Here is a 22,546-nt window from a genome sequence, read left to right as displayed (position 1 = left end):
CGAGCCACGACAGCAGAGCAGCGGTCGGCAAGACATGAGGTGGTCGGCAGAAGGTTAGGCGGTCGGCAGAAGGTCAGGTGGTCGGCAGAAGGTCAGGTGGTCGGCAGAAGGTCAGGTGGTCGGCAGAAGGTCAGGTGGTCGGCAGCTCGGAATGCCGATGATCTGACCTTCTGCCGACCGCGCGGCGCGACCCGCCAGCGACGGTGGCAGCCGCGATCAGCTCGGGGACGAGCGGCCGTGGCGCCAGTAGCCCACGAAGTCGACGTGCGCCTTGGGCACGCCGCGCTCCCCCACCAGGTGCCGACGCGCACCCGTGGCCAGCGCCGACTCGCCGATCGCAAAGGCGTACACGTCGCCGGTGTGCCCTGCCATGTCCAGGGCGCACAGCTCCGCGAGCGCCGCCCGTCCTGGGACGGCATGCGCGGCGGGATCCACGGCAGCATGCGCGGCGGTATCCACGGCAGCACGCCCGGCACTCCCGGCGCCGTCCACGGCGGCACCCCTGCCGCCGTCAACCCCGCCGTCGGACCGCACCACCCAGCGCAGCTCGACGCCGGACGGGACGCGGAACTCCTGTGCGTCCGCGGCGGTGGGAACCTCGACGACGGCGAGGCCGCGCGCGTCGTCGGGCAGGGACTCGCAGATGCCCGCGATGGCGGGCAGGCCGGACTCGTCGGCGACCAGGAGCGTCCAGTCGTGGTCGTGCCGCGGGTTGTAGGCGACACCCTGGTCGAGCAGGCCGACGCGCAGACCCTGCTCGGCGGCCTGGGCGAAGCCGGCCCCCGGGCCGGCGACATGCCCGGCGACATGCCCAGCGACATGCCCAGCCGCATGCTCCGCGGCATGCGCGATGGCATGCCCAACAGCATGTCCGGACGTGTGCGCACCCGCGGAGGCGTCGTCGTCGCCCGCGTGCAGCACGAAGTCGACGTCGATCTCGTTCAGGTCGGGACGCGCGGCGCGGACCGTGTAGTTGCGCACCCACGGCCGGCGGGCCTTGGGCGTGGTGAGGTACTCGGCGTACCAGAGCCCGGACGTGCGCGTGGGCAGGCGCAGCATGTCCTGGCCGGCGCGTGGGAGGAACAGCCGGAACCACTGGTCGTAGCCGGCGGGCGTGAACCGGTCGAGCTCGTCGCCGCCGAGGGTCACGCGCATCATGTTCGGCGAGACCTGTTTGGTCCTGACGACCTCGGCCATCACGACGTGCGGGTCGACGGCCTTGCGCCCCTTGAATGCCATGCACTGAGGTTAGGCATACCTAACTGGATTTGACCAGGTTTGCGTCGGGATCTACTCCACGCACGTTCCGGATCCCCACCAGCGACAGCAGCCCGCCGAGGAACAGCAGGCCCGCCGTCACCAGCAGCGCCCGGTGGAACGACGCGACGTCGAGCACGCCGCCCGTGATGATCCCCGCGAACGCCACGGTCACCAGGCCCGCCACCCGCGCCACCGCGTTGTTCACGGCGGAACCGATGCCGGCGTCGTGCGTCGGCACGGCGCCCAGGATCGCGGCCGTCAGGGGCGCCACCGTGATAGCGAGGCCCAGCCCGAACACGAGCTGACCGGGCAGCACCTGCGTCGGGTAGTAGGCGGTCTCGTCGATCGCGAGCATGAGCAGGTAGCCGACGCCGGCCACGATCGGCCCCACGGTCATGAACAGCCGTGGCCCGTAGCGGCCGGCGAGCGTGCCGAACCATGCCGACAGGGCGATCATCGCGAGCGTCGTCGGCAGCTGCGCCACCCCGGACCACGTGGCGGAGTACCCCGCGACCTGCTGCAGGAACAGGGTGAGCACGAAGCCGCCCAGCGACAGCGCGCCGTAGATCGCGGTCGTGGCCAGGTTGCCCCAGGCGAAGTTGCGCGCCCGGAACAGCCGCAGCGGCAGCATCGGGTCCGCCGCTCGCCGCTGGTAGAGCACGAACGCGACCAGCATCACGGCGCCCGCGACGATCGAGACGAGGATGACGGGCGACGTCCAGCCGAGCCGCTCCCCCTCGATCAGCCCGAACACGACGCCCGCGAGGCCGAGCGCCGCCAGCACCGCACCGGGCACGTCGATGTGCCGGCCGGGCTCGCCCTCCGCGGCGGGGACGCCGCGCAGGAGCCAGAGCGTGACGGCGATGACGGGCACGTTGATCCAGAACACCCAGCGCCACGACGCGAAGTCCACCAGCATGCCGCCCACGAACGGACCGACGATCATCGCGCCGGTGGTCAGCGCCGTCCACCGGCCGATCGCGCGGGACTGTGCCTCGCCGCTGAACGTCGCGATGATCAGCGCCAGGGAGCTCGGCACCAGCAGGGCGCCGGCCACCCCCTGCAGGGCGCGCGCGAGGACGAGGAAGGGCCCGGTCGGCGCGACGGCGCACAGGATGGAGGCGAGCGCGAACCCGACGAGCCCGGCCGCGAGCACGCGACGCCGGCCGTAGACGTCGGAAATCGAGCCGGCCACGAGCATCAGCGCGCCGAGCGTGATCAGGTACGCGTCCACGACCCACTGCTGCAGCGGCAGCGCCTCCATGCCGGGGCCCGCGAGCTCGTCCGCGATCGCGGGCAGGGCGACGCTCACCACCGTGCCGTCGAGGAACGACACGAAGGAGCCGAGGACGGCGACGACGAGAACTCGTCTCTGGAGCGTGGTCACGGCCCTCACGCTATGCCCGGCCACCGACATCCGGCCCGACCACCGCGGGGATTTCGCCCACGGCAGCCGACCGCGGCGCCTGTCGCGTCCCGAGCACACCCGTGCATCCGGCACGATCACCCCATGGACCTGACGATCCGCGCCGCGATCCCCGAGGACGCCGCGGCCTGCGCCGACATCTACGCCTACTACGTGCGCGAGACCCACATCAGCTTCGAGTCCGAGCCGCCGAGCACCGAGGAGATGGCGCGCCGCATCGCGACGTACTCGGCCGGGCACGCCTGGCTCGTCGCCCTGGAGGCGGGTACGACCGACGTCGTCGGCTTCGCGTACGCGGCGCCGTACTCGCCGCGCGAGGCCTACCGCTGGGCGGCCGAGACCAGCGTCTACCTGCGGCAGGGCCGACGGCGGACGGGCGCGGGCCGCGCGCTGTACGAGGAGCTCTTCGACCGGCTGGCCGCTCGGGGCTTCCGCCGGCTGGTGGCGGGCCTGGCCCTGCCGAACGAGGCCAGCCTGGGCCTGCACACCGCCCTGGGATTCGAGGTGGTCGGCACGTTCCACCAGATCGGCTGGAAGCACGGCCGGTGGCACGACGTCATGCGGCTGCAGAAGGACCTGGCGCCCGCACTGGGGGACGCGCCGCCCGCGGGCGAGCCGGGCTGATCTACCTGCTCAGCAGGTCGCCGTCAATTCAGTGTTGCGATCGTCCTGCCCGCGCGGAACACGACAGGATCCGTGCATGGACAGCATCGTCCGCGTCGCGACTCCCGACGACGCCGCAGCCTGCGCCGCCATCTACGCCCCCTTCGTCGCCGACTCGGCGGCGACGTTCGAGACCCGCCCGCCGGACGCCCGCGAGATGACGCGCCGCATCGAGCGTTTCTTCGGCCGCGAGACGTGGCTGGTGCTGGAGTCGCACGGCACGGTCGTGGGCTTCGCCTACGCCAAGCCGTTCGCGGACCGTCCGACGTTCCGCTGGACGCTCGAGACCAACGTCTACGTCGCGACCGAGCACCAGCGCGCCGGCGGCGGCCGCGCCCTGTACGAGGCGCTCCTGGCGCGGCTCGCGCGCCGCGGCTACCACCGCGTCGTCGCGAGCATCGTGCTGCCGAACGACCCCGCGATCGCGCTGCACGAGGCGGTCGGGTTCCAGCGCGCGGGCTCGTTCGAGAAGATCGGCTGGAAGCTCGGCGCCTGGCGGGACGCCGTCCTGTTCCAGCGCGACCTCGTGGCGGACGACGGCCTCGCGCCCGGCAACCGCACGGCCGACGCCGAGCTGCAGGGCCTGCTCACGCCGGAACCGCTGGAGGTCACGCGCACGCCGCTGCTGCGCCCGCACCCGGCGGAGGACCAGGTCGCCTACTTCGGCGACTAGGTCTATCGAGAAGACGTTTTGAGCTCGCCCCCCTCCTCACCCGTTGCCTAGGGTCGCCAGCATGACCCTCACCGTGCGCCGGATCGAGTACGCCGACCAGCCCGACTACACCCGGCTGGGCGGCGAGGCGTTCGGTGTGCCCGCCGGGGGTCGCGAGGTTCCGACCGCGGAGGAGTGGGCCGCCTCGGGCTTCCGGGAGTGGGGCGCGTTCGACGGCGAGGGGCTGGCCGCCCGCCTGCGGGTGTACGGGTTCACGTCGTGGTTCCACGGCGCCCGCGTGCCGACGGCGGGCGTGGCAGGGGTCGCCGTCGAGCCCGAGCGGCGTGGCTCCGGACATCTCGCGCGCCTGTTCCGCGCGGCGCTCGACGAGGCCCGCGAGCAGGGCGACGTCCTCTCCACGCTCTTCCCGTCGGCGCCGGGCATCTACCGCCGCCTGGGCTACGAGGTGGTGGGCTCGTTCGACGACGTCGACGTGCCGCTGCAGAACCTGAACCGCGTGCCGGCGCCCGCGGGCGTGGTGACCCGCCGGGCCACGACGGCCGACTTCGACGCCGTCGTCGCCGTCCACCGCCGCTGGGCCGCCGCGCAGAACGGGCCGGTCTCGCGGGCGGAGAAGCCGTTCTGGACGCCACCGGAGAAGTTCTTCGCCGACTACACGGGTGTCACGCTGGCCCTCGACGCCGCGGGCGAGGTGGTCGGCTTCGCGAGCTGGACCCGCGGCGACGGTTACACGCCGGCCACGACGGTCATGGAGATCGACGACCTGATCGCGCTGACGCCGGACGCCGCCCGGGCCCTGTGGCGCACCCTCGGCAGCTTCTCGACGGTGGTCGGCACGGCGCGTGTGGCGACGTCGGGCCTCGATCCCGCGTGGCTGGTGCTGCCCGACCTGACCACGACCGTGCACTCCGCCCACCCGTACATGCTGCGGATCCTGGACGTGGCCGGGGCGCTCGGCGGGATCGCGACGCCGCTGGAGGGTGCGCGCGTGCCGTTCGCCGTCCGGGGCGCGGAGGAGCTCGCCGGGGCGTGGACGCTCACGGTGTCCGACGGCGTCACGCACGTGGAGCGCGACGCCGTCGACGTCGACGACGCGCACCACGCGCGGCCCGTGCTCAGCCCGAACGGGCTGGCGCTGCTGTACACGGGGGCCCAGTCGGCGGCGAACCTGCGGATCGCGGGCCATCTCACCGGCCCGCCGGACCACGACGCCGCGCTGTCGACCCTGTTCGGCGGTCGCCAGCTCCACGTCCGGGACTACTTCTGACCGTCGCCCGCCGCCGGCCGGGCGATGTCGACCACAGCAGTTCCTGCCAGAACGGCGTCGATCCTGGCAGCAACCGCTGTGCTCAACGCCATCGGTGGGCGAGTCCGGACGGCGAGCAGGGCGGCGGATAATCGGCGGGTGGATATTCCTGTCGGCTGGTCCGTCGTACTCATCGTCACCGCGCTGTGGAACCTGCTCATCTGGCCGCGGTTCTGGCAGCGCATCGTCGCCGACCCCCGGTCGCGCGACGCCGACGGCCGGGCCACGACGTTCCTCACCGTGCACAGCGTGCTGATCGGTGTGTCGCTCGCGCTGGCCCTGGCCGTCGGCGTCCTGGGCGTGCTCACCCTGTTCTGACGCCGCCCCGCTGACGCGTCGAGATCTGGCCGCGCGCCGCCAGGTCCCGGCGCGACCACACCCGCCCGACCCCCTGACCGGGAGTATTCGGTTGGCACCATACCTGGAGGTAGGTATGGTGCAGGCATGAGCAGCAGCACCTCCGCACGTGAGCGGCTCGTCGGCGCCGCGCAGGACCTCTTCGCCGCCCAGGGCGTCGGGCCCACGAGCCCGCGCGCCGTGCTGGCCGCGTCCGGCGTCGGGCAGGGCAGCCTGTACCACCACTTCCCCACCAAGCACGACCTCGCCGTGACCGCCGTCGGCGCCACCGTGGACGACGCGCTCACCCGCGCGATGCGCACGCTGGGCGGCGACTCCCCCGCCGTCGAACGGCTGGTCGCGTACCTCGAACGGCCGCGCGACGCGCTGGCCGGCTGCAAGATCGGCCGCCTCACCGCCGACCAGGCGGTGATGGACGACGACGGCCTGCACGACGTCGTGACCGCCTACTTCGTGCGGCTGCTCGGCGCCGTCACCCAGATCTTCCGCGAGACCGGGCTGCCCGGCGACGTCGCCCGCGACCGCGCGCACGCCGCCCTCGCGATCATCCAGGGCGGCTACGTCCTGGCCCGGGCCACGCGGGATCCCGGCGCGCTCGACGCCGCGGTGCGCGGCTTCGTCGGCCTCCTGACGCAGGACCGGCCGCCGCAGGACCGGCCGCCGCAGGACCGGCCGCACCAGGACCGGCCGCCGCAGGACCAGCCGAACCCGGCCTCGCCGACCCCGAAGGAGAACTCGTGACGTTCCGCGAGCGCCTGCGCGCGCTGCCCACCTTTGCCCGGCCGGGGCTGCCGGTCTTCGACACCGCGGCCGCACCGGCCACGCCGCACGAGCTGTTCGTGACGTGGATCGAGCAGGCGATCGACGGCGGTCTGCTGGCCCCGCAGGCGGCGACGCTGTCGACGGCGGACGCCGCCGGGCGGGTGCACGCCCGCACCCTGGTGCTCAAGGACGTGACGGCGGACGGCTGGTGGTTCGCGTCGCAGTCCACGGGCCCCAAGGGGCGTGACCTGGCGGCGAACCCGAACGCGGCGCTGACGTTCTTCTGGCCGGAGCTGGGGCGGCAGGTCAAGGTGACGGGCACGGTGGCGTCGGCCGGTGCGGAGGCGAGCCGGGCGGACTTCGTCGCGCGGTCGGACCTGTCGCGCGCCTCGGGGCTGGTGAACCACCAGAGCGAGCCGCTCGGGTCCCCGGAGGAGTACGCGGACGCGTTCGCCGAGGCGCTGCGCGCCGTCACCGCCGACCCCGGGCTCGCCGCCCCGGACTGGACCGCGTACGTGCTCGCGCCGACGGAGGTCGAGTTCTGGCAGGCGCCGGACGACGGCCCGCACACGCGGCTGCTGTACCGGGCGACGGCCGACGGCTGGTCGACCGGCCTGCTCTGGCCCTGACCGGCGTCCGCCCGCCCGACGTACCACGGGTCAGACCCGCAGGCCCCTCGGGGTGACCTGCGCGTCTGACCCGCCCACCACAGCACGCCCCGACGAAGGGACATCCCCGTGAGCACCATCTCGACCGCCGCGCCCACCACCGACCTGATCGCCCACGCCCGCGCCGACGCGGCGTCGGGGCTGGACGACCTCCTGTCCGCCGTCGGGCGGCTGACCGCCGACGACCTCGCCGGTCCGTCGACCCTGGACGGCTGGACCCGCGGGCACGTGCTGGCGCACGTCGCGGGCCTGGCCACGGCGATGCTCGGGCAGGCGCGGGCCGCCGAGCGCGGCGAGGTGGTGCCCGTCTACGCCAGCCCGGAGGCCCGCGCCGCGGGCATCGAGGCGGGCGCCGGGCGCACCGTGGCCGAGCACCTGACGGTCCTCGGCGAGCTGCGCGACGACCTGGCCCAGGCCTGGCCGGAGCCCGGTTCGCCGCTGTGGGACGCCCCGAGCGGGTACCGCGGCGGGCCGCTGTCGGGCTGCCTGCTCGCCTGGTGGCGCGAGGTGCGCATCCACTCGGTCGACGCCCTGGCCGGCACCGCGCAGGAGGTCGGGTACGAGACGTGGGACGACGCGCTGTGCGCGCACCTCCGCGCGTTCCTCGCGGTGCGGCTGCCGGACGGCGTGTCCGTGGACGACGTCGCGGGCGACCCGCGCGACGTCACCGCCTGGCTGGCCGGACGCGTCCCGGCGACGCCCCTGCCGGGCGACCTGCCCGAGCTGGGCCCCTGGCCGTCGGCGACGCCCGCTCGCTGAGCCCGGCGGCCGCGTGGTGACCACGCGCGCCGCCGCAGCAGCAACAGCGGACGGCGTGGCCGCGCCGCTCCCCATACCGTGAGCGAGGTCACGGCACACATCACGTGATTCATGCCACAGCGCTCGTTCCGCTTTTCACAAGCGCGCTATCTTTCTGAGCGTGACTTCTTACCTCCAGACAGCCCCGCGTCCCTCCGAAGAGGTCGACGTCGCGCTGATCGGCGGGGGGATCATGAGCGCCACCCTCGGCGCGCTGCTCACGATCCTCGAGCCGACCTGGCGTGTCGGGATCTACGAGCGCCTCGACGAGGTGGCCCTCGAGTCGTCGAACCCGTGGAACAACGCGGGCACCGGCCACGCCGCCCTCTGCGAGCTGAACTACACCCCGGAGCGCAAGGACGGCTCCGTCGACATCTCCAAGGCGGTGAAGATCAACGAGCAGTTCCACACCTCCCGCGAGTTCTGGAACCACCTGCTCACCGCCGGCCTGATGGAGGGCACCGACTTCATCAACGTCACGCCGCACATGACGTTCGTGCGCGGCGCCGACAACGTGGACTTCCTGCGCCGGCGCTACGAGGCGCTCAGCGTGCACCCGCTGTTCAGCGACCTGGAGTTCAGCACCGACCCCGCCGTCATCGGCTCGTGGGCCCCGCTGATGACCCTGGACCGCGACGCCGACGAGCCCATCGCGGCCACGCGCGCCGCCGCGGGCACCGACGTCGACTTCGGCTCGCTCACCAAGAAGCTCATCGGCTTCGCCACCGCGCACAACACCGAGCTGCACCTGAACCACGAGGTGCGCGGGCTCAAGAAGCTCCGGGATGGTCGCTGGCGCCTGACCCTGAACGACCGCACCTGGAACGCCGGCACCCGCCGGCGCACCGTCACCGCGAAGTTCGTCTTCGTCGGCGCCGGCGGTGGCGCGCTGCCGCTGCTGCAGTCGTCGGGCATCAAGGAGGCGCGGGGGTACGGCGGCTTCCCGATCTCGGGCGAGTTCCTGCGCACCGCCAACCCCGAGCTCGTCGCCCAGCACAACGCGAAGGTCTACGGCAAGGCCGACGTCGGCGCCCCGCCGATGTCCGTGCCGCACCTGGACACGCGCATCGTGGACGGCCAGAGCTACCTCATGTTCGGCCCGTACGCCGGGTTCAGCCCCAAGTACCTCAAGAAGGGCAAGTACCTGGGCCTGATCACGTCGCTGCGCGCGCACAACGTGTTCTCGATGCTGGGCGCCGGCGTGAAGAACCTCGACCTCACCAGCTACCTCATCGGCCAGGTCGCGGCCGCCCCGGAGACCAAGTTCCACGAGCTGCAGCGGTTCATGCCGACGGCGCAGCCGGGCGACTGGGAGAAGATCACCGCCGGCCAGCGCGTCCAGGTCATCAAGTGGGTCAAGGGCAAGGGCGGCGTGCTGGAGTTCGGCACCGAGGTGGTCGCGTCCCAGGACGGCACCATCGCCGGCCTGCTGGGCGCCTCCCCGGGCGCCTCGACCGCCGTCGCCGCCATGACCGGGCTGCTGGAGCGCTGCTTCCCCGGCAGGTACGCCGAGTGGAAGCCGCAGCTCACCTCCATGATGCCGAGCCTCGGCGGCGGCGTGGAGTACGACGCCGCGCAGCTCGCCCCGACGGAAAAGGTCCCGGCCGGCGCCTGACCCGGCAGCCCCGACCGCACCTGAGCGCGGGTGTGGTGGCACTCCCCGTCCTGGGAGTGCCACCACACTCGCGTTCATCTTTCTGCGCGGCAGCGCCGGTCAGTTTCTGCGCGGCAGCGCCGGTCAGCCGCCCAGCGGGCCCGGCGGGAGCTCGCGGAGCCGGGCCAGCGGCGAGACCAGCACGCTCCACGTGGCGAGGCAGTGCACCGCCGCCATGAGCAGGATGGTCTCGCGCACGCCGAGCACCCCGCCGAGCCAGCCCGCGACGACGCCGGCCACCGGCATGGTGCCGAAGTTCACCACCTGCATGACCGTCATCACGCGCCCGCGCAGGCCGGCCGGCACGTAGCCGAGCCGCCACGCGTTGCGGATCACGTTGCCCGACACGACGCACAGGCCGACCAGGAACTCGCCCGTCCCGCTGATCGCCGCGCCCCATCCGGGCAGTCCGGCGCCCACGAGCAACGCCGTCGGGCCGGAGACCACGAGCAGGACGGTGGAGGCCCGCCCGCTGCCGAGCCGCGCGCTCAGGAACGGCGCGACCACGGCCCCGACGACGCCGCCTGCTCCCGCCAGCGCCAGCACCGCGCCGACCCCTGACTCCGTGAGCCCGAGGTCGCGCACCAGGAACAGCACCAGGAGCGCACCGTAGCCGGTGAGCCCGAAGTTCGACGCGCCGCCCATGCCCACGAACCACGGGAGGTAGCGGTCGCGCCGGACCAGCTCGACGCCCTCCCGGATGCGCGCCGCGAGCGGCTGGCCCGGTCCGGACGGCGGGGCGACCGCGCGCGCCGGCCGGATGCGCCACAGGCACACCGCCGACCAGAGGAACGTCACGGCGTCGAGCGCGAGCCCGACTGCCGCCGTCAGCCACTGGGCCAGCAGGCCGCCGAGGCCGGGACCCGCGACGTTGGCCGCCGACTCCGTGCCGAAGAGGCGCGCGTTCGCCGCCTCGAGCTGGCCGGCGGGCACCACCTCGGGCAGGAACACCTGGTAGGCCGTGCGGAAGAACACGGTGCAGACCCCGCCCACCAGGGCGACCACCGCGATCTGGGTCAGGGTGAGGATCCCCGACGCGAACGCCACGGGCACGCTCGCGAGCGAGACGGCGGCGGCCAGGTTCGCGACGATCATCACCGGCCGGGCCGGGAGCTGGTCGACCCAGGCGCCTACCGGCAGCCCGATGAGGAGCCAGGGCAGCCACGCCGCCGCGGTGATCAGGCCCATCCAGGCCGGCCCGGCGTCGAGCTGCGTCACCGCGAGCAGCGGCAGGAGCATGGAGGTCGTCGCGTTGCCCACCACGCTCACGCCCTCCCCCAGCCAGAGGAGGCCGAAGGCCCGGTTGCGGGACAGGGGCGCTGACTCGACGGCGGGCACGGCGGGGATGGTCATGCCGGTAGCGTATATGTACAACGCTCCTTGTACAACGGATCTTGCAGGCTATGGGCGGGAGGGGAACGCTCGCGCGAAGAGGAACACGTGCTCGGCCTGCTCGTCGGGCGTCGCCGCCCTCCCCCGCTCCTTCCAGCGCCGCACCACCTGGTTGATCTCGTCGCTCAGCTGCTGCAGCTCGGCGGGGGTGAGGCGCAGCCAGCTGTCGGTGGAGAGCTCGGCCCTGCTCCACTCGTCGTCCTGCTCGGAGCGCTCCAGCCAGGTGCGGGCGCGTTCGACCTGGCGCGCCAGCATGAACTCCTCCGCGGCCACCGCCTGCCGCTGGCTCTCCGCGTCCGGGGGCAGGGTCGACCGGCCCCAGGTGATCGACCGCGCCGCGCGGCGCCACCAGCGTTCGCGCCGGTCACGGGCGAGCTCCGGCGCCTCCTCGACGAGCGCGGCGGAGGCCAGCACCTTCATGTGGTGGCTGATGCTCCCGACGGCCAGCCCCGTCCGCTCGGCGAGCACCGACGCCGTCGCCGGCCCCTCGGCCGTGAGCGAGTCGAGGAGGCGGGACCGCGCCGGGTTGGCGAGGGCCGCGACCGCCCTGGCCTCGGTGAGCGTGCGGACGTCGTCGGTTGCCATGCAGGCAGGGTAGGACGGCGCCGCCGACGCCGTCGCCCCCGACGCACCCGGCCCCGGCCGTGCGCCCGCTCAGACCGCGGGCCTGCTCAGCCCTCCGGCCCGCTCAGCAGCTCCGACCAGCGGTCCAGGACGGCGTCGACCGTCGCTGTCGCCGTGTCGGTGCGGGGCATGCGGGCGCGGACGGCGAGGCCGGCGTCCGTGCGGGAGACCCAGACCTGCAGATCGTCGGCGCGGGTCGCGGCCGACACGTGGTGGGCCCGCCGCCCGGCGGCCGCGGCGTGCCCCGGCAGGCGGCGGTAGTCCAGGTACGACACCTGGAAGATGTCCGTCCGCGGGAACCGCAACGGCCGGGGCAGCGACGTCACCACCTGCTCCAGCGGCACCGCGGCCAGCTCGCGCGCGGCGCGCAGGGCCTTGCCGGTCGCCGCCAGGGCGGTGTCCGGCACCGCGGGCCGGACGGCGGGGGGCGGGCCCCACCGGCGATCTCTCGCGGGCGTGTGCCCGGCGCCGGAGTCGATCCGCAGCGGCACCGTGGTGGTGTGCCAGCCGACGGCGCCGCGCGCGGCCGCGTCGTCGCGGGTGTGCACCGGCAGCAGGGTCTCCAGGACGGCGGGCCCGCCCCGGTCCGCGACCGCCCGGGCCAGCGTGACCAGCACGGCCGCCGACGTCGACGCGCCGGCCGCCCGGGCGCGCGCCGCGACGGTGTCCGCGGCCGCGGCGTCGGCCAGCGGGCGCACGACGGTGCGCTGCGCCACCCGCTCGCCCTCCGGCACGCCGAGCGGCAGCGGGAACGTGGGCAGCGCCCAGCCGCGGTCGCGCAGGAAGCCGTGCCAGGCCGCGAGCCGCAGGTCGTCGGCGCCGACGGGCGCCGGGCCGGCGGGCGGCAGGTCGGCGGGCGCCAGGCCGGCGGGCGGCAGGCCGGCGGGCGGCAGGTCGGCGGGCAGTGGGCCGGCAGGCAGTGGGCTAGCAGGGAACAGTCCGGCAGGAGGCAACAGGCCGGCGGGCGCCGGGCCGGGCCCCGCACCGCCGGCGAGGATCGCGGCAGCGGCCTCGCCCCGCGCCCCAGCACCGGCCCCGGCACCGGCGGCCCGGCCCGGCGCTCCCCCGGTGCGCTCGGCGTACCGGGCGGCCAGCTCGTCGATCACGACGGTGGTGGACCAGGCATCGGTGTGCAGGTGGTCCATGCCCAGCACGATCGTCGACCGGTCGGGCCGGCTGATCGCGGCGGGCAGGAACGCCGGGTACCCGAACGGCGCGCACCGGCGGGTGAGCTCGGCCGCCAGGTGCTCGCGGGTCTCCGCGACCGTGCGGGTGACCGGGCCGTCGTGCCGCCGCCAGACCAGGCCGTCCGGGTCGTGCCGCACGAGGCCCACCCGCTCGGGCGCGGGCCGGCGGACCGCCTCGACCCACAGGCCCGGGTGGTCGGCCACGAGGTCGCGGAAGGCGGCCTCCAGGGCCCCGGGATCGATCGGCCCGTCGACGTCGAACGCGGCGGTGATCCACACGCTCGGCTCGCCGGAGCCGGCCCCGAGGAGGTGGTTGCGCTGGTTGTAGGTCGGCGCCGCCGCGGCCGGACGGCGTCCTGCCCCGGGCGTGACGTCCCAGGTGACGACCCGGCCGGGCGCCGGCTCCCAGAGGTCAGCCGAGAGGACCCGCACCGGTCGCCTCCAGCCGCACGTCCCGCTCGTCCGGCACGTCCGGCTCGTCCGGCACGTCCCGCTCGTCCCGCACGACGGCGGCCGGGGCGACGGCGGCCGGGGCCTCCGCGACGGCGGCCGGGGCGACGCCCGTCGGGGCCTCCGCAACGGCAGCCTCGGTGACGGCCGCGGCGGCGCCCTCGGCGGCGGCGGCCGCGAACGTCGCGGTCAGCTCCGCGAGGTACCGGTCCACGGCGGCCTGCGCCGCCGGGGTGTCCGGCGTCTGCGTGACGACGTACAGCCGCTCGTGGTCGCGGTTGACCCACAGCGACGCGTTCGCGGTGCGGCCCTCCCCGGTGAAGTGCAGGCCGTTGTCGTAGGCGGGCCGCCCGACGCCGGGGAACCGCCGCAGGTCGAGATAGCTGATGAGCTGCGGGCTGCCGAGGGAGGCCGGGTCGAGCACGCCGCCGGCCAGCATGACGCCGAGCGCGGCGTGCACCGGCACCTCGGCGACCTTCCTGGCCTGGCGGAACGCCGCGTCGGCGACGGGCAGGGCGGCAGCGAACGACGCCGGGTCCCCGCCGTCGGGCACCGGGAACGTGACCGGCGCGAAGTTGCACAGCCAGCCCTGGGTGGTCTCGAAGCCGGGGCCGCGCGTGCCGACCACGGTGACGCCGAACCAGTCGGAGGCGCCGGTCAGCCGGACGTCCGTGAGCGCGATCCCGGCGAACACCGCGCCGGTGAACCGGGCGCCGTGCGCGGCGGCCAGCGCGTCGACCCGCGCGAGGCCGGCGGCGTCGAGCAGGGTCGCCGAGCGGATCTTGACGGGGGCGGTCTCGCCCGGCGGCAGGCCGAGGTCCAGCGCGAACTGCGGCAGGCGCCCGCCGTGCGCGGTCACGGCGTCGGACCAGGCGCGGATCTGGGGCGCGTCCGGCGGGGTCGCCGCGGCGAGCTCGTGCTCGGCCCGGGCATGGTCGAGGAAGGACCCGGCGGTCGGCGGGGGCTCGGCCGGCGCGGGGCCCGGACCGACGTCGCCGGCCCCGGCGCCGTCGCCCGCCGTGAGCTCCTGCCCGTACAGCTCCTCGATCTCGCTGAGCACCATGAGCTGCGACCCGCCGTCCGTGAACGCGTGGTCGCAGCCCCAGAACAGCCCGAACCCGTCGTCGGTCACGACGGCGCCGAGCGCGAACGGGGCCCAGGAGTCGGGGCGGCACGCGGCGTCGAAGGTCGCGTTCAGGTGTCCCGTCACCCACTCGTCCCATCCGAGACCCGGCACCGGCGAGAGGGCCGGGACGTCCACGGGCGCGAAGTCGACGGCGTCCGCGGGGACCAGGTGCCGCACCGGGGCGCCGCCCTCGGCGCAGGCGTCGACGTCGAACCAGGTGCGCAGGCCCTCGTGCCGCCGCACGAACCGGGTCAGGGCGCGGGCCAGGGCGGCGCCGTCGAACAGCCCGTCGAGGCGGGACGCGGTGCCGGTCCAGGCGCGGTGCCGGCCGCCGGAGGCCCGGCGCGCCGCGAAGGCACGCAGGTGGTCGCCCTGCAGGAACGACGGCGGTCCGGCGTCCACCGGCGCCTGCCGGGCCGCGGCGAGCGCGGCGGCCGTGGGCCGCACGTGCACCACCTTCCCGGTACGCGGGGACCAGGTGCTCAGGGCGCCGAGGATCATGCGACCGCCTCGCTCAGGCCGGCGGTGCCGAAGGCCCGGAAGCAGGCGCGGAGCTCCTCGATCAGGGCGTCCGTCGCGGCGTGCGCCTCCGGTGTGTCCGGGTAGCGGGTGGAGACGTTGAGGCCGTCGTGCGTGCGCAGGAACCACAGGTAGAGCTCGTCGGTGCCGTACGCGGGGCTGCGCAGGGTGCGGGCGTCCCAGGCGCTCCAGCGCTCGGACCCCGGCACGAACCGGGTGTCCACGTAGGAGACGGCGAGGTGCGGGCCGTCGGTGATGCCGCCCAGCTCGGCGATGCGCGCGAACGAGTACCGCACCAGGGGCTTGCCGGCCGCGACCGCGGCGTGCACGCGCTCGACGGCGGCGGTGAGCGCGGTGCCGTCGACCACCCGGCCCGCGGCGGCCCGGCCGGTACCGACCCGACCGGCGCCGCCCGGCCCGCCCGTGTCGACCTCGCGCAGCACGGGGTCGAGGCCGGCCAGGTCGACATCGACGGGGCACAGGCCCACGTACCAGCCGACGGCGGCGGCGTGCTGCGGCGCGTACCGGGTGTGCATGGGCAGCACGAACCGGAGCCGGTCGATCCCGTGCACCCGCCGCGCGGCGTGCGCGAACGTGGCCAGCACGCCGGACTGGGCGGACGCGCCGCGGGCCCGGCTGCGGGCGCTGAGGTCGTCGGTCTGGTCGGCGGTCGCGAGCCACGCCGACCGGGAGGCCTGCGGGCGGGCGGCCTCGGCGGCGTCGGCGGCCGGATGCGTGACGCCCTCTGCGCCGTAGCGGGGGAACGTGGCGCCGGGGCCGAGGAAGTCGAGCCAGCGGCGCACGGGCTCGCCGTCGGCGGCGAGCGTCATGGCGAGCTTGCGGTCCTCCGCGGAGAAGTCCACGTGGGAGCCCACCTCCAGCGCGCGCAGCTCGGCGTCCGGCACGCCCCGGCGGGCGGCGTCGTACAGCGAGACGATCTCCTCGAACCACAGGAGCTGGGAGTAGGCGTCCATGACCGAGTGGTCGGCGCCGAACGCGAGCACGAAACCGTCGGAGCCGGGACCAGCCGCGTCCGCCGGCACCACGCTGGCCAGGACGCAGTGCGGCCACGCGGTCGGCGAGACGTCGGCGAGCAGGCTGGGCAGCAGCGCCGTGACCTGCTCGGCGGTCAGGTGGCCGACCACGAGGTCGCGGACGGCGACGGCCTCGGCCGGGGCAGTCACGCGCCGCCAGCCGGCACCGGCGTCGCGGGTCACGGTGGTGCGCAGCACCTCGTGGCGGCTCATCCAGGCGTGGATCGCGCGGCGCAGCGGCTCCGCCTCGTACGGGCCGGGGACCCGCAGCACCGAGCCGATCCAGGAGCCCGGCTCGGAGTCGCGCAGGTGCGCCTCGTGCCCCGGCGAGAGGTCGCGCGGGTCCTGCTGCCAGCGTCCGGCGTCGGCCCGCGGCGTCCAGGACGTCACGACCCCGGCGGGCAGGTCGTAGGCCGAAAGCTCGGTGTATTCCATGCGGTCGGGTCCCTCGATCGGTCTGTGGGCACGGCCAGCACGACGTCGGACGAGTTCCGCGGTCCCCTTGCGGCGACCTTTATACCGGATTCGCCGGGTGAAAGTTAGTCCCCCCGTAATGCCCGGTATGGTCGGGCTGCTGAAGCCCACGGTCCCCTCCGGGACCGCGAACCGACCGGAGAGACGAGCGTGACGGAACCGCCACCCGCACTGCGCCTGCAGTTCGCCGACGACATGTTCCTGCGCCGGCACGACGGCGGCGCGAGCCCCGCCGTGAACCAGGTGCTGTGGCGCCTCGACGGCCCCTTCGACGCCGACCGCCTGCGCGACCTGGCCGAACGCCTCGCCGCAGGGTCCCTGCACCGGCGCGTGGTGCGCGCCCGCGTGCCCGGCGCGCGGCACCGCTGGGCGCCCGCGGGCACCCTGCCGGTGCTGGACCTGCAGACGGAGCCCGTGCCCGAGGGCGGCATCGGCACCTGGGCGCAGGCCCAGGCCGACGTGCCGCTCGACCCGGCCCGCGGCCTCTCCTGGCGGATCTCCGCCGCGGACGTCGCCGGCCGCCCGGGCGCCGGCGGCGCCGGGACCGTCGCCGGGTCGGTGGTCTCGCTCACGTGCGCGCACGCCGTCGCCGACGGCGCCGCCCTGATCGACGCCGTGGTGCGCGCCGCGACGCACGCCGAGCCGATCGTCGTCCCGGCACCCGAGCGCGGCCCGCGGGCGCTGCTCGCGGACGCCGCCGACGCCGCGGCGCAGGCCGCCGCCGTCGCGCGCTGGGCCCGGGACAAGGCCCGGGCGAAGGCGCAGGCCGCCGCCCAGGAGGCCGCCCCGCAGATCGAGGCCGGGACGCCGGGCACGCGGCACGAGCCCGTGCCGCCCCCGCCGGACGAGCCCGCGCCCGGCGGCCCGGCCGGGATCGCCGCCGCGGAGGACGCGGCTCCCGCACCTGCCGACCCCGCCACCGACCCCTCCGCCGACCCCGCCGCCGACGCCGGCTGGCGCGTGCCCGTGCTGCACGTCGAGCTCCCCGCCGACCAGGTGACCCAGGCCGCCGCCGCGCACGGCGGCACGCCGAACACCTGGTTCGTCGCGTTCCTGGCCCGTCTGGTGCACGCGACCGGCCGGTTCCCGGGCGAGCCCGTGCCCGTCGCGCTGCCCGTCTCGACCCGCGGCGCCGACGACCCCCGGGCCAACTCGACCAAGATCGCCCGCGTCACCATCCCGGCCGACGTGCTGGCCCACCGCGACCTCGGCTGGGTCCGGGCGGCCGCCAAGGAGGCGTACACCGCCGTCGGGCAGGCGGAGCCCGGGGTGGCCCCGGTGCCCCTCGAGCTGGTGCAGATGCTGCCGGACACCCTGGTCAGCCGCCTGCCGCAGCCGCCGGTCGCCGCCGCGCTGGCGTCCAACCTGGGCCGCCCGCCCGAGGGCTACACGCAGGCGGCGGGCGGGCCGGTCCGCGCCGTGGCCACGCTGTCGCACTACCAGGGCGCGTCGGCGGCCGAGCTGCGCGCCGCGGGCGGCGGGCTGGTCGCGTTCTGCACCACCGCCGGCCGCACGACGACGCTGAGCGTCGCCGCCCTCGACCCCGACCGCGTGGCCGACGCCGACACCCTGCGCCGCCTGGTGCTGGCCGAGGCCGAGGCCTGGAAGCTGCCGGCGGCCCCGTGGTGAGTGGACGGGACCGGGGCTCAGGGTCGGTGTGCGCCGGTGATCGCGTCCGCCGCCGCAGCGACCGCCTCGGCCGGCGGCCTCAGCCGCGACCCGAGCGCGGCGGCGCGCGCCGCGGTGGCGTCGTCGAGCACCGCGGCCAGCGCCCCGGCGAGCACGCCGGGCTGCGTGAGGGTGCTCGCGCGGCGGGCGACGCCGACCCCCGCTCCGCGCAGCAGCTCGCCCCACATCGGCTGGTCCGCGGAGTACCAGCCGACGACGGCGGGCAGGCCCGCGCGCAGCGCCGCCGCCGTCGTCCCGGCACCGCCGTGGTGCACGGCCGCGCGGCAGCGGGGCAGCACCGCGGCGTGGTCGACGGCGCCGACGACGCGCACGCGCTTCGTGTCGGGGCCGAGCTGCCCGGTCTGCCCGGGCTGCCCGTCCGCCCCGGACTGCCCCGCCGGCCCGTCGGAGCCGGCCGCTCCCGAGAAGTCGTTCCAGCCCGCGCTGACCAGCGCTCGCACCCCGAGGTCGGCGCACGCGGCGTCGACGGCGGCGAGCAGCGCGGCAGGGTCCACCACGGGCATGGAGCCGAAACCCACGTAGACGGGCGGCTCGCCGTCCTCCAGCCAGGAGTCGAGCCCGGCGTCGGGACCCGGGTCGAGGCTGCCGCCCGAGCCGGCACCGGCCTCCCCGAGGCGCGCCCGCGCGGCGTCGTCCAGGGCGAGGAAGCCCGTCAGCGGACGCCGCGGACCCCACTCGTCGGCCAGCCCCGGCGCGAGGACCGGGTCGTAGGCCTGGATCTCCACGGCCCCGGCGGCGCGCAGGCGGGTGGGCAGGTGCACGCGCGTGCCGCCGAGCCCGAGCGCGGCGCGCTGGGCGTTCTCCGCCCGGCGGGTCAGGCCCCAGCGCACCCGCTCCCCCAGCGCCCAGACGGCCCGGGTCGCACCCGGGCCGCGCACGCCGCTCACCGGCGAGACCACGCGGTTGGCCCGCACCGGGCAGTAGTGCAGCGCCGCCATGGCCAGGCCGCGGCGTTCGGCCACCGCCGCGGCCACCTCCTGGCCCAGCAGGCCGGTGACCACGGTGTCCGCGCCGCCCACGTCGTCGAGCAGCGCGATCAGCCCGGTGCGCAGCTCGTCCCAGCCGGCCGACGCCACGGCGCGCAGCGCGCGCACCCGGCGCACCGGGTGCGCGGACCGCATGTCGCGCCGCACCAGGTCCGACCCCAGCAGCGCCCCCGAGTCGATGCCGAGCGGCACCGGGTCCAGCCCCAGCCGCGCGGCCAGCGGCACGAGGTTCGGCGCCACGCCGGTGACCACCTCGTCCCCACGCCGGCGCAGCTCCAGGGCGACCGCGAGGGCCGGCTGGACATCTCCACGACTGCCCACCAGGGCCATGACATGACGCACGCGCGCAACCTACACGCCCGCCGACCACCCGCCCGCCCGGCACCGGAGAACCAGTGACCAGCCCTGTGACCAGCCCGCCCGCCACCCCGCCGCACCGCACGCCGACCACCCCGCCGGCCGTCCCGCCGGCCGCGGCCTCCCCCGCCGCGAGCAACCGCCTGACCTACGATGACGACCTGTTCCTGCGCACGCGCCGGGTGCTCGGCGTGGCCGTGGTCAACCAGACCGTCTGGCGACTGCCGGCTCCGTTGGACCTCGACGCGCTGCGCGCGCTGCACCGCGGCCTCGCCGAGGGGCCGCTGCAGCGGGTGGTGCGGCCCGGCCGCCTCCCGGGCGCCCGTGCCCGGTGGGCGGCGTCCACCACGCTGCCGGACCTGCTCATCGGGTCCGCGCCGGTGCCCGAGGCCTACGTGCTCGCCTGGGCGGACGAGCAGGCCCAGGTCAGCCTGGACCCGGAGCGCGGCCCGACCTGGGCGCTGTCCGCGGCGCCGACGACGAGCGGCGGGAGCCTGCTCAGCCTCCTCACCTCGCACGTGGTGGCCGACGGCGGGATGCACGTGGGCGCCCTGGAGGCGGCCGTCGCCGCCGCCGCGGCCCGAGGCGCCTTCGCGGGCGGGTACGCCGAGGGCGCGCCGTCGTCCGACGGGCGCCGCCTGCCCAAGGAGGGCGAGCGGATCCGTACGGGCCTCGTGGCCGACCTGCGCGACGCGACGGACCAGGCGCGCGCCGCCGTCGGCGGCCTGCGCCGGATGGCGCGGCAGGGTCCGGTGCCGCCGCTGATGGCGCAGCAGTCGGCGGACCGGCCCCGGCCCGCCCCGCGGCCCGACGACGCGGAGCCGGCCCACCCGCCGATCGTCGTCGTCGACACGGACGCCTCCACCTGGCACCGCGCGGCACACGCCGCGGGCGGCACGGCGAACAGCCTGCTCATCGCGGTGTGCACGGAGATCCTGCTCGCCGCGGGCGCCGCCCGGGCGGGCATGCCGGTGCGCGTGTCGCTGCCCGTGAGCCTGCGGCAGCCGGGCGACCTGCGGTCCAACGCGACGTCCGGGGTGTCCATCGCCGTGGACACCACCGTGACTCCCGCGCCCGAGCGGGCCGGCGTGGTGGCCGACATGGCGCAGATCCGGGCCCGGTCCAAGGCGGAGTTCGCGGCGCTGACCTCCGGCACGCGGGTGGACACCCTGGGCCCGCTCAAGCCGCTCATGCAGATGGTGCCCGACGCCGTCGCGAAGATGGCGGCGCGCGACGGCACCGCGCCGCTGTGCCTGGCCTCGAACCTGGGCCGGCTGCCGACGGCGTTCGCAGCGCCGCTCGGCACGCCCGCCTCCAGCGTGCTCATGCGTGGCGTGACGCAGGGGCTGACCCGCGGCCGGCTGCGGCAGATGCGCGGCGGCCTGGACTCCTGGTGGTCCGAACACAACGGCATCGCGACCCTGGCGGTGCTCGGGCTGGACGACGAACGGCTGGGTACACCCGCCCAGGTGCGCGCGGCGGTCGAGAGCGTGTACGCGCGGCACCGGCTGCCGGTCCGGTTCTGGTGACCCGACCCGACGGTCTGCTCCAGGAGGCCGCGGCCCTGCTGCTGCTGACCGGCCGCGGCCCGGCGCCGTCCGCCCGCCGCCGCGCGAAAGTGCGCTTCTACCCCGCCATTGCGCCCGAAAACTAGCTGATTCCGGGCCGAATGACGGGGTAGAAGCGCACTTCGCTCGCGGCGCGGCGGCGGCCGGGGCGGCCGACGTCGCCTAGCGGCCGACCGACGCCGCCAGCTTGTCCACCGTCGCGGTGAGCACCGGCAGCACGATCCCGCGCCGCGCACCCGCGCGCAGGATCGCGCCGCCGATCGCGTCGAGCTCGCCCGGCCGTCCCGCCGACAGGTCGGCCTCCAGCGAGCCGACGGTCAGCGGCGGCATCCCGGCCAGCAGGCCGCGCAGGCCGTCGCCCGTGGAGGGCACGCCCTCGGCGGAGGCGACGGCGGCGATCTCGTCCAGCAGCCCGGCGGTGAGCGCCGGGTCGCGGTCCAGCGCGTCGGCGATCCCGGTCTTCCACGTCGAGGTCAGCAGCGACAGGCCGGCGAGGAACCGCAGCTTCTTCCAGAGCACCTCGGCCTCGGTGCCGCCGGTCTGCAGCGCGGCGCCGGTGTCCCGCAGGGCGGCGGTCAGGCCGAGGTCGGCGGCGGCGTCGGGCACCACGATCGTGAGCAGGTCGAAGGAGTGCGTGACGGTCGCGGGGCCGGGGCCCTCGGCGGGCGTGCGCCGCGTCTGGCCCGCGATGGTCGCGCCGAAAACGGCCGCTCCGGGGGCCGCCGCGCGCAGGGGCACCATGTGCTCGACGCCGTTGAGCAGCGCGATCACCTCGGCCGGGTCCGCGGCGCGGAGCAGGTCCGCCGTCGCGGCGACGCCGTCGGCCTTGACCGCGACCAGTACCCGGGCGCCGCGCGGCACCGCGGTGGACGCCGCCAGCGGCGCGTGCCACGACCCGAACATGTCGGAGACCACGTCGAGCCCGTGCTCGGCGATGTGCGCCGCCGTCGCCTCCCGGGCGACCACGGTGACGTCGTGCCCCGCGCGCTGCAGGAGGGCGGCCATGAGGCCGCCGATCGCGCCCGGGCCGACCACGGCGACCGGCGCGCCGCTCACGCGGCCATCCGCACCGGAGGGTGCCCCTTCGACCCGGGGATCGCGGTGGGCCGGACCGCCTTGCGGCGGCGGATCGTCACCAGCACGCCCGCGGACGCCGCCGCGAACGCCAGGACGCCGAAGCCGGTGGACCACGCGTCCAGGTCGACCGAGAGCGCGAAGGCGACGATCGCTCCGACCGGGGCGGCCATCCCGACGAGCACGGAGATGCGGGTCAGGCGCATGGCGCGGGCGATCCGGGCGACGGACCAGCCGACGACCGCCCAGGTGAGCACGGTGAGGGCGGCGCCGCCCACGGAGGCGAAGATCTCGCCGGCGTTGTGCGCGCCGGACGGAGGCCCGAACCAGAAGAGCTCGGTGGTCGCCACAAGCACCAGGAACCCCACGATCGCGGCCGTTCCGGTCACGAGAGAGCGTGTCAACACTCGGCCTCCGCACTGAGGGACTGCGCCGGACTTTCCTGGCGCGCCCCTTTATACCAACCCGTTACCGCGCGGTGTGAGCGCGTCACCCTCAA

At 75.8% G+C, this 22,546-nt stretch carries 20 protein-coding genes; 10 read left to right on the top strand and 10 right to left on the bottom strand.

Annotation, left to right across the window (positions count from 1 at the left end):
- Positions 1–216: 216 nt before the first annotated feature.
- Both ACH45N_RS25915 and ACH45N_RS25910 read right to left on the bottom strand, forming a co-directional pair.
- On the bottom strand, positions 217–1,239 hold the full coding sequence (locus tag ACH45N_RS25915; protein ID WP_397398842.1) for a siderophore-interacting protein: 1,023 nt from the start codon (positions 1,237–1,239) through the stop codon (positions 217–219).
- Positions 1,240–1,258: 19 nt separating this feature from the next.
- A complete protein-coding gene (locus ACH45N_RS25910; RefSeq protein WP_397398841.1) occupies positions 1,259–2,677 on the bottom strand; it encodes a DHA2 family efflux MFS transporter permease subunit in 1,419 nt (472 codons plus the stop codon).
- A gap of 93 nt (positions 2,678–2,770) precedes the next feature.
- Between ACH45N_RS25910 and ACH45N_RS25905 the strand changes: the two genes are divergently transcribed.
- From ACH45N_RS25905 to mqo, 8 genes are all read left to right on the top strand, one after another.
- Positions 2,771–3,310 carry a GNAT family N-acetyltransferase gene (locus ACH45N_RS25905; RefSeq protein ID WP_397398840.1) on the top strand — a complete coding sequence of 180 codons (540 nt, stop codon included), beginning with the start codon at positions 2,771–2,773 and terminating at the stop codon, positions 3,308–3,310.
- Positions 3,311–3,386: 76 nt separating this feature from the next.
- On the top strand, positions 3,387–4,022 hold the full coding sequence (locus tag ACH45N_RS25900) for a GNAT family N-acetyltransferase (protein ID WP_397398839.1): 636 nt from the start codon (positions 3,387–3,389) through the stop codon (positions 4,020–4,022).
- Positions 4,023–4,083: 61 nt separating this feature from the next.
- Complete coding sequence (eis, locus tag ACH45N_RS25895; protein ID WP_397398838.1) at positions 4,084–5,289, top strand: enhanced intracellular survival protein Eis; 1,206 nt, start codon at positions 4,084–4,086, stop codon at positions 5,287–5,289.
- Between the two features lie 138 nt (positions 5,290–5,427).
- Complete coding sequence (locus ACH45N_RS25890) at positions 5,428–5,646, top strand: SCO4848 family membrane protein (RefSeq protein WP_397398837.1); 219 nt, start codon at positions 5,428–5,430, stop codon at positions 5,644–5,646.
- Between the two features lie 126 nt (positions 5,647–5,772).
- The gene (locus tag ACH45N_RS25885; RefSeq protein WP_397398836.1) at positions 5,773–6,426 is read left to right on the top strand and encodes a TetR/AcrR family transcriptional regulator; all 654 of its coding nucleotides are present in this window, start codon (positions 5,773–5,775) and stop codon (positions 6,424–6,426) included.
- Positions 6,423–7,076, top strand: coding sequence for a pyridoxal 5'-phosphate synthase (locus tag ACH45N_RS25880; protein WP_397398835.1), 654 nt, complete (start codon positions 6,423–6,425; stop codon positions 7,074–7,076). The genes ACH45N_RS25885 and ACH45N_RS25880 overlap by 4 nt, the downstream gene beginning before the upstream one ends.
- A gap of 108 nt (positions 7,077–7,184) precedes the next feature.
- On the top strand, positions 7,185–7,874 hold the full coding sequence (locus ACH45N_RS25875; RefSeq protein WP_397398834.1) for a maleylpyruvate isomerase family mycothiol-dependent enzyme: 690 nt from the start codon (positions 7,185–7,187) through the stop codon (positions 7,872–7,874).
- 160 nt (positions 7,875–8,034) lie between these two features.
- A complete protein-coding gene (mqo, locus tag ACH45N_RS25870; RefSeq protein ID WP_397398833.1) occupies positions 8,035–9,528 on the top strand; it encodes a malate dehydrogenase (quinone) in 1,494 nt (497 codons plus the stop codon).
- Between the two features lie 123 nt (positions 9,529–9,651).
- Here mqo and ACH45N_RS25865 read toward each other — a convergent pair whose 3' ends face one another.
- The 5 genes from ACH45N_RS25865 to ACH45N_RS25845 form a co-directional block, all read right to left on the bottom strand.
- Entirely contained in the window at positions 9,652–10,920 is a 1,269-nt protein-coding gene (locus tag ACH45N_RS25865) for an MFS transporter (protein ID WP_397398832.1), read from the bottom strand.
- A gap of 48 nt (positions 10,921–10,968) precedes the next feature.
- Positions 10,969–11,544: an ArsR/SmtB family transcription factor gene (locus ACH45N_RS25860; protein ID WP_397398831.1), complete on the bottom strand. Its 576-nt coding sequence runs from the start codon at positions 11,542–11,544 to the stop codon at positions 10,969–10,971.
- Between the two features lie 86 nt (positions 11,545–11,630).
- The gene (locus tag ACH45N_RS25855) at positions 11,631–13,202 is read right to left on the bottom strand and encodes a hypothetical protein (protein ID WP_397398830.1); all 1,572 of its coding nucleotides are present in this window, start codon (positions 13,200–13,202) and stop codon (positions 11,631–11,633) included.
- Entirely contained in the window at positions 13,183–14,847 is a 1,665-nt protein-coding gene (locus ACH45N_RS25850) for a hypothetical protein (RefSeq protein WP_397398829.1), read from the bottom strand. Before ACH45N_RS25850 ends, ACH45N_RS25855 begins: the two co-directional genes overlap by 20 nt.
- A complete protein-coding gene (locus ACH45N_RS25845) occupies positions 14,844–16,334 on the bottom strand; it encodes a condensation domain-containing protein (RefSeq protein WP_397398828.1) in 1,491 nt (496 codons plus the stop codon). Before ACH45N_RS25845 ends, ACH45N_RS25850 begins: the two co-directional genes overlap by 4 nt.
- A gap of 189 nt (positions 16,335–16,523) precedes the next feature.
- Between ACH45N_RS25845 and ACH45N_RS25840 the strand changes: the two genes are divergently transcribed.
- The gene (locus ACH45N_RS25840) at positions 16,524–18,002 is read left to right on the top strand and encodes a hypothetical protein (RefSeq protein ID WP_397398827.1); all 1,479 of its coding nucleotides are present in this window, start codon (positions 16,524–16,526) and stop codon (positions 18,000–18,002) included.
- A gap of 17 nt (positions 18,003–18,019) precedes the next feature.
- On the opposite strand, the gene ACH45N_RS25835 is transcribed toward ACH45N_RS25840, so the two are convergent.
- Positions 18,020–19,390, bottom strand: a complete 1,371-nt coding sequence (locus ACH45N_RS25835) for a glycosyltransferase (protein WP_397398826.1) — start codon at positions 19,388–19,390, stop codon at positions 18,020–18,022.
- A 53-nt stretch (positions 19,391–19,443) separates the two neighbouring features.
- Between ACH45N_RS25835 and ACH45N_RS25830 the strand changes: the two genes are divergently transcribed.
- Positions 19,444–20,934: a hypothetical protein gene (locus tag ACH45N_RS25830; RefSeq protein WP_397398825.1), complete on the top strand. Its 1,491-nt coding sequence runs from the start codon at positions 19,444–19,446 to the stop codon at positions 20,932–20,934.
- A gap of 201 nt (positions 20,935–21,135) precedes the next feature.
- Here the strand turns inward: ACH45N_RS25830 and ACH45N_RS25825 are convergent, their stop codons facing one another.
- Positions 21,136–22,029 carry a ketopantoate reductase family protein gene (locus ACH45N_RS25825; RefSeq protein ID WP_397398824.1) on the bottom strand — a complete coding sequence of 298 codons (894 nt, stop codon included), beginning with the start codon at positions 22,027–22,029 and terminating at the stop codon, positions 21,136–21,138.
- On the bottom strand, positions 22,026–22,436 hold the full coding sequence (locus ACH45N_RS25820) for a hypothetical protein (RefSeq protein ID WP_397398823.1): 411 nt from the start codon (positions 22,434–22,436) through the stop codon (positions 22,026–22,028). Before ACH45N_RS25820 ends, ACH45N_RS25825 begins: the two co-directional genes overlap by 4 nt.
- Between the last annotated feature and the right edge of the window lie 110 nt (positions 22,437–22,546).

This window comes from Promicromonospora sp. NPDC019610 (assembly GCF_044389365.1).
Taxonomy (GTDB): Bacteria; Actinomycetota; Actinomycetes; order Actinomycetales; family Cellulomonadaceae; genus Promicromonospora.
This window is presented reverse-complemented; position numbering and strand designations above follow the sequence as displayed.